Source organism: Planktotalea sp., assembly GCF_049680325.1.
In the GTDB taxonomy this organism is placed as follows: domain Bacteria; phylum Pseudomonadota; class Alphaproteobacteria; order Rhodobacterales; family Rhodobacteraceae; genus Planktotalea.
The window spans coordinates 1-5,925 of record NZ_JBAUHO010000268.1 but is presented as its reverse complement, the minus strand read 5'-3'; the positions used below and the strand labels follow the sequence as shown (position 1 = coordinate 5,925).

5 protein-coding genes and 1 pseudogene are annotated in these 5,925 nt (G+C 57.8%); 1 reads left to right on the top strand and 5 read right to left on the bottom strand.

Annotated elements, in window-relative coordinates; all coding sequences use genetic code 11:
- The 5 genes and pseudogenes from WBC85_RS12335 to WBC85_RS12315 all read right to left on the bottom strand — a co-directional run.
- Window positions 1-678 (bottom strand): annotated as a pseudogene (locus WBC85_RS12335) (acetyl-CoA C-acyltransferase); the annotation flags it as partial.
- Between the two features lie 24 nt (window positions 679-702).
- Complete coding sequence (locus WBC85_RS12330) at window positions 703-1,629, bottom strand: SDR family NAD(P)-dependent oxidoreductase (RefSeq protein ID WP_424437489.1); 927 nt, start codon at window positions 1,627-1,629, stop codon at window positions 703-705.
- Complete coding sequence (locus WBC85_RS12325) at window positions 1,629-2,450, bottom strand: SDR family oxidoreductase (protein ID WP_424437486.1); 822 nt, start codon at window positions 2,448-2,450, stop codon at window positions 1,629-1,631. The genes WBC85_RS12330 and WBC85_RS12325 overlap by 1 nt, the downstream gene beginning before the upstream one ends.
- Window positions 2,450-3,565, bottom strand: coding sequence for an acyl-CoA dehydrogenase family protein (locus tag WBC85_RS12320; RefSeq protein ID WP_424437483.1), 1,116 nt, complete (start codon window positions 3,563-3,565; stop codon window positions 2,450-2,452). The genes WBC85_RS12325 and WBC85_RS12320 overlap by 1 nt, the downstream gene beginning before the upstream one ends.
- Window positions 3,566-3,570: 5 nt before the next feature.
- Window positions 3,571-4,737 carry an acyl-CoA dehydrogenase family protein gene (locus WBC85_RS12315; RefSeq protein ID WP_424437480.1) on the bottom strand — a complete coding sequence of 389 codons (1,167 nt, stop codon included), beginning with the start codon at window positions 4,735-4,737 and terminating at the stop codon, window positions 3,571-3,573.
- A 138-nt stretch (window positions 4,738-4,875) separates the two neighbouring features.
- Here WBC85_RS12315 and WBC85_RS12310 point away from each other — a divergent pair, with 138 nt between their 5' ends.
- A complete protein-coding gene (locus tag WBC85_RS12310) occupies window positions 4,876-5,874 on the top strand; it encodes an NADPH:quinone oxidoreductase family protein (protein ID WP_424437477.1) in 999 nt (332 codons plus the stop codon).
- Window positions 5,875-5,925: the final 51 nt, after the last annotated feature.

Genomic DNA, 5,925 nt, shown 5'->3' with positions numbered 1-5,925 from the left:
TTCCAACGTTGTACTTGGGCGATTGCCTTCGTCCTTGGCCAGCGTCACCTCATGCTCGGAAATTTCTTTTGTCTCACGATCCTGCACCAGCATTGTCGATGTCATCGGCACGATTTCCGCATCGAAGCGGCCGGCTTCCTGCGCCGCATGCGTCTTTGCTTGCGAGCGTGCCGCATATTCGTCCTGCACCTCGCGCGTCACGCCATAACGTTCCGCCACTGTCTCTGCCGTTTCAAGCATGGACATGTAGATGTCTGACTTGTTTTTCATCAGCCACGGGTCCGCCGCGACGCGCAGTTCTTTGGTTTGTACCATCGAAATGCTCTCGACGCCGCCGCCAATAGCCACGTCCATCCCGTCCATGACAACCTGCTTTGCCGCCGTCGCAATCGCCATCATGCCCGATGCACATTGACGATCAACGGACATGCCAGCCACGCTGACGGGTAGACCTGCGCGCACCGCGGCTTGGCGCGCGATGTTGCCGCCCGAATGGCCCTGCTGCAAGGCCGCGCCAAGAATAACGTCCTGCACACGTGCTGGATCAATGCCAGCGCGTGCAACGGCTTGCTCGATCGCATGACCCGCCAATTGCTGCGGTGTGGTGTTGTTGAAAGCGCCGCGATAAGCTTTGCCAATCGGTGTGCGGGCGGTGGAAACGATAACTGCGTCACGCATGTGAAAATTCCTTAATTATTTGAGTTACCAATTCAGCGTCAGGCCACGGGCCTTGGCTTCATTGAGAGCGTATTTCTTGGTCTGGCTGAACGCGTCAGCCATCTCGGCTTGACCGTTTGGATCAGTGATTTGATCGAACTGCGCAGCGACTGCTTCAGGCGTGTTTTCATCACCTGTCAGGGTGATCCCCTGCGTTTCGTAAACGCGCGTCTGGGCGAAACTACCACCACCTGCACCAAGGATCATATGGCTCGGCGCATCCTCTGAAACGAGGTAGAGCAGCCCGGGCGTGATCGTCTCAGGCGCAAGCAATTCAGAGGCCTCGGGTGGAAACAAATCCTCCGTCATCCGCGTCAACGCTGTTGGGGCCAGCGTGTTCACACGAATATTGTCGCGCGCACCTTCCAGATGCAGCACGTTCATCAAGCCCATCATCGCAGCCTTCGCCGCGCCATAGTTCGCTTGACCGAAATTGCCATAAAGGCCCGACCCAGAAGAGGTAAATACGATCCGCCCGTATTGCTGCTCACGCATGATCGGCCAACAAGCATGCGCCACATTGGCAGAGCCGATCAGATGCACGTCAACGACTTTGCGAAAGGCCGCCATTTCCATCTTGGCGAATGTCTTATCCATCAAGATGCCTGCGTTGTTGACGCAAATATCTATGCGCCCCCAAGCATCCATCGCCTGCGCAACCATCTCCTTGACGCCTGCCTCATCCGAAACATCCGCGCCGTGCGCCATTGCCTCGCCGCCCATCGCCTTGATTTCTGCGACAACCGCTTCGGACGCTGTTGACGTTGATCCTGTCCCGTCGCGCGAAACACCCAGATCATTGACCACAACCTTTGCGCCGCGCGCCGCCAGACCCAATGCATGCGAGCGCCCAAGCCCGACACCCGCGCCGGTGACGATCGCGACCCGTCCGTCAAATCGGATATCGCTCATCAGTGCAGCGCCTGTTCAAAGATGTTCGGCCCTGACATCACGTTGATGCCCCCGGACACGGGAATAACGGCACCCGTGATATAGGCGCCGCCGCGTCCGCAAAGGAACAACATGCAACCCGCGATATCTTCATCACGGCCAACGCGTTTCAGCGGAACATCATCGCCAACCTTGCTGCGCATATCCTCGTCATGGGTCGCAAAGGCCGTCATGCGTGACACGAATGGCCCCGGCGCAAGCGAATTGACCGTAATCGCCTCGCCCGCCAGTTCCTTGGCCAAAATCTTGCTCAAGTGGATCACCGCCGCTTTGGAGGCGGAATAGCTATAAGCGCCATCGCCCATCTCGCGCTCGCCCATGACAGAGCCGACATTTACCACACGCGCAGGGTCATCCACTGTGCCCGACGCTTTGAGCATCGGCAGCAGCTTTTGCGTCAGATCGAACAGGCCCGCCACATTGACGTTCATCACCTTGTCCCAGGCTTTGAACGGAAAATCACCCAAGGGCGCGCCCCATGTGATGCCCGCGTTGTTCATCAGGATGTCTAGTTTGTCGGTACGTTCCTTGACTGCCGCGACCAGCGCATCGACGCCTTCTTCGGTGCCAACATCGCCTGCAAAACCAATCGCCTTGCCGCTTGCGCCCATCGCGTTCAGCTCTGCTGCGACCGCCTCGCAGGCCTCGCCCTTGCGGCTGGCCAGCAGCACAGTCGCGCCCGCGCGTACCAAGCCTTCTGCGGCCATGCGGCCAATTCCAGTTGCGCCGCCCGTGACCAAAGCGACCTTACCGCCCAGGCCAAATAATGTCTGAATATCCATCAAAATCCCCTCGCTGCTGCGATCTTTTCGGCGTGGTAACTGTAATCACCCAACCATTCCGCGCCGACGCGCGCCCGTTTCATGTAAAAACCCATATCGAAGGCATCGGTCATCCCGATACCGCCGTGCATTTGCAGGCCTTCCTGCACCGCCAAAATTGCCGTCTCCGTCGCGCGCGCTTTGGCGAGCGATACAGCCAGGTCCGCGCTAGACGGATCCTCATCCATCAAGCGCCCCGCATTCAGGATCGCGCTCGAAGTGACTTCTATCTCGCACCACAAATGTGCCGCGCGGTGTTGCAAGGCTTGGAAACGGCCAATCTCGATACCGAATTGCTTGCGTTCTTTAAGGTATTCAACGGTCATCCCAAAAGCACCCGCAGACAGGCCCGTCATTTCCGCCGCCAAGGCCGCTTGCCCCGCTTGCAGCGCAGGTTTCAAAACATCCATTGCGCTATCAACCGCACCAAGCACATCTTCGCCTGTTGCTTCCACATCTTCAAACGTGATGCGGGCCGCGTCGCGCGCGTCAATCATGTTCGTCTTGTCACGCGTCACGCCTGCGCGATCGGCTGGAATATCAAATAACGTCAAGCCATCACTTGTACGCGCAAGCACCAGCAAACGATCCGCCAAGGCACCATCGACAACGAACTGCTTTTTGCCGCTCAACCGAAACCCGTTGCCATCTGCGCGCGCTTCCATTTGCGTGCCTTCGGGATCAAACTTGATCCCTTCATCCACCGCCAAAGCATACGTCGCTTCGCCCGATGCGATCTTGGCCAAAGCCGCCAGCGCACGGCTGTCGCTCACTTGCCGCAGGGCCGTCGCTGCGATCACGGCGCTCGACAGGAACGGTGAAACAGCAAGCGTCTTGCCCATTTCCTCGGCGATCACATTCGCCGCTGCAAACCCCATGTCAGAGCCGCCCGCGCTTTCGGGTACGAGCACACCGGCCCAGCCCATGTCGGCCATTTCTTTCCACGTTGCCCCGTCATGCGTTTCGCCCGCGTCGCGCAATGCGCGCAGCTTGCTCACAGGGGCCGCGCCGTCCAGAAATCCACGCGCCATATCGGCCAGCATGGTCTCTTCATCAGTCTTAACCAGTTTTGCCATATCTCTTACCCCGGAAGTCCAAGAACACGCCGCGATACGATGCTTAGCATCACCTCGCTCGTGCCGCCTTCAATCGAATTGGCTTTCGTGCGCAGCCAGTCGCCTGCACGATTGCCAAGTGGCCCGTCCCATTCCAGCGCATCCGAACCGCCCGCTGTCATCATCAATTCGTGGCGCTGTTTGTTCAGTTCCGTGCCCATATATTTGAGCATGGCAGAGGCATCCCCGGCCCCCTGTCCCGCTTCGGATTGATCCTTGTAGCGCTCCAAAGTCAGGCCAATCGCCAGCGCATCCACCTCGCAGCGCATGGCGTCTGCGCGCAGAACTGCGTCCAGCTCGCCCATCGTATCCTTAATCACAGCGCCCAAAGCGCGCCCGCCACCAGACAGGCCGGCACCGCCGCCGGAAATCATCTCACGTTCATGCGTCAACAGGTATTTCGCGACATCCCAGCCACGGTTTTCAGTGCCGACGATCTGCTCTTTGGGCACCTTCACATCAGTAAAGAATGTCTCGCAAAACGGGGAAATACCGCTAATCATCTTGATGGGGCGCGTTTCGACGCCTGCATCGTCCATGCTCATCAACAGGAACGAAATTCCCTTATGCTTTGGCGCTTCACGATCCGTGCGAACCAGCGCAAAAATCCAATCAGCCTTATCCGCGTAAGAGGTCCAGATCTTCTGACCGTTTACCAACCAATGATCGCCCATGTCCGCGCCATGCGTCTGCACATTGGCCAGATCTGACCCGGCTCCCGGTTCGGAATACCCCTGACACCAGCGCACTTCGCCGCGCGCCACAGGGGGCAGGTAGTGCAGCTTTTGCTCGTGCGTTCCAAAGTGCAACAAAGCGGGCCCAAGCATCCAGATGCCGAAGCTTTCCAGTGGAGAGCGCGCATTGATCCGCGCCATTTCTTCATCGAAAATCTTTTCCTGATCGCGGTTAAGCCCCGCGCCGCCATACTCAACGGGCCATGTCGGCACCGTGTAACCCTTTGATGCACAACGCTCTAACCAGACCTTCTGCGCGTCGCTGGTGAACACCCAATTCTTGCCGCCCCAGCAGATGCCCTCTTCGGTCATCAAACCATCGCGCATCTCTTCGGGACAATTTTCTTCCAGCCAGGCACGAAGCTCTGCGCGGAATCCATCTAGGGGGTTCACCGTCATTCAAAATTCCTCCCGCAAAGACGTCACGTCAAAATGCGGACATCTATTCCGCTGTGCAGAATGGCGAGCGGAATTGCGATTGACAAGATGCGACGCCACGTCTCACCCTTGACGAAAGTCCGATGGGGGGAATTCATAATGAAGTCGATGTTAAGCACTGAAGTCGGTGGACCCGAAACACTGGTTCTAACCGAAATGCCGTCGCCTGAACCCGGCAAGAAACAGGTTCGCATCAAGGTTCACGCCGCAGGCGTTAACTTTCCCGATACTTTGATTATTCGCGATCTTTACCAGATGAAACCGCCCCGCCCTTTCGCGCCCGGCGGTGAAATAGCGGGCGAGATTGAAGCGATTGGCGAAGGTGTTAAGGGACTCGATATCGGGGATCGTGTTCTTGGCATGATCGGCTTTGGCGGCTTTTCAACCGAAGCAATCGTTGATGCCAACCGCGTTGTGAAAATTCCCGACAACATGCCCTATGACGAGGCAGCGTGTTTCGTACTGACTTACGGGACATCGCATCACGCATTGAAAGACCGCGCCGAAATCAAAGCGGGCGAAACCCTTCTCGTCCTTGGTGCTGCGGGCGGTGTTGGCGTGGCTGCGATCGAGCTGGGCAAGGCAGCGGGTGCAAAGGTCATTGCGGCAGTGTCTTCCGAAGAAAAGGCGCAATTCTGTCGCGATCTCGGGGCTGACGAAACGCTGATCTATTCGCGTGATATGTCGGATCGGGCCGCCCAGAAAGAATTCTCGAACCAGATCAAAGCGCTGTCAGGTAGTGACGGCGTCGACGTTATTTATGACGCGGTGGGTGGCGATTACGCCGAACCTGCGGTGCGTTCGCTCGCTTGGAAAGGGCGCTATCTGGTCGTTGGTTTCCCCGCTGGCATTCCCAAAATCCCGCTCAATCTGACGCTGCTCAAAGGATGCCAGATCGTCGGCGTCTTCTGGGGCGCGCATACGATGCGCGAGCCGCAGAACCATGCGGAAAACATGGGTGATCTGTTCCGCCTTTATGGTGAAGGCAAGATCAAGCCGCGTATCTCTGCCAGCTATCCCTTGGCAAAAGCCGGCGATGCGCTGCAACTGCTCCAAGACCGCAAGGTCCTGGGCAAAGTCGTGGTCACGATGGATTAATCGGGAAGGTGCGAGACATCATTGAACCCGCGCAGGATCATCTGCTCGCCG

Excerpts from the sequence above, each read along its gene's own strand:
- WBC85_RS12330 (WP_424437489.1), bottom strand. The coding sequence starts at position 1,629 with ATGAGCGATATCCGATTTGACGGACGGGTCGCGATCGTCACCGGCGCG.
- WBC85_RS12325 (WP_424437486.1), bottom strand. The coding sequence starts at position 2,450 with ATGGATATTCAGACATTATTTGGCCTGGGCGGTAAGGTCGCTTTGGTC.
- WBC85_RS12320 (WP_424437483.1), bottom strand. The coding sequence starts at position 3,565 with ATGGCAAAACTGGTTAAGACTGATGAAGAGACCATGCTGGCCGATATG.
- WBC85_RS12315 (WP_424437480.1), bottom strand. The coding sequence starts at position 4,737 with ATGACGGTGAACCCCCTAGATGGATTCCGCGCAGAGCTTCGTGCCTGG.
- WBC85_RS12310 (WP_424437477.1), top strand. The coding sequence starts at position 4,876 with ATGAAGTCGATGTTAAGCACTGAAGTCGGTGGACCCGAAACACTGGTT.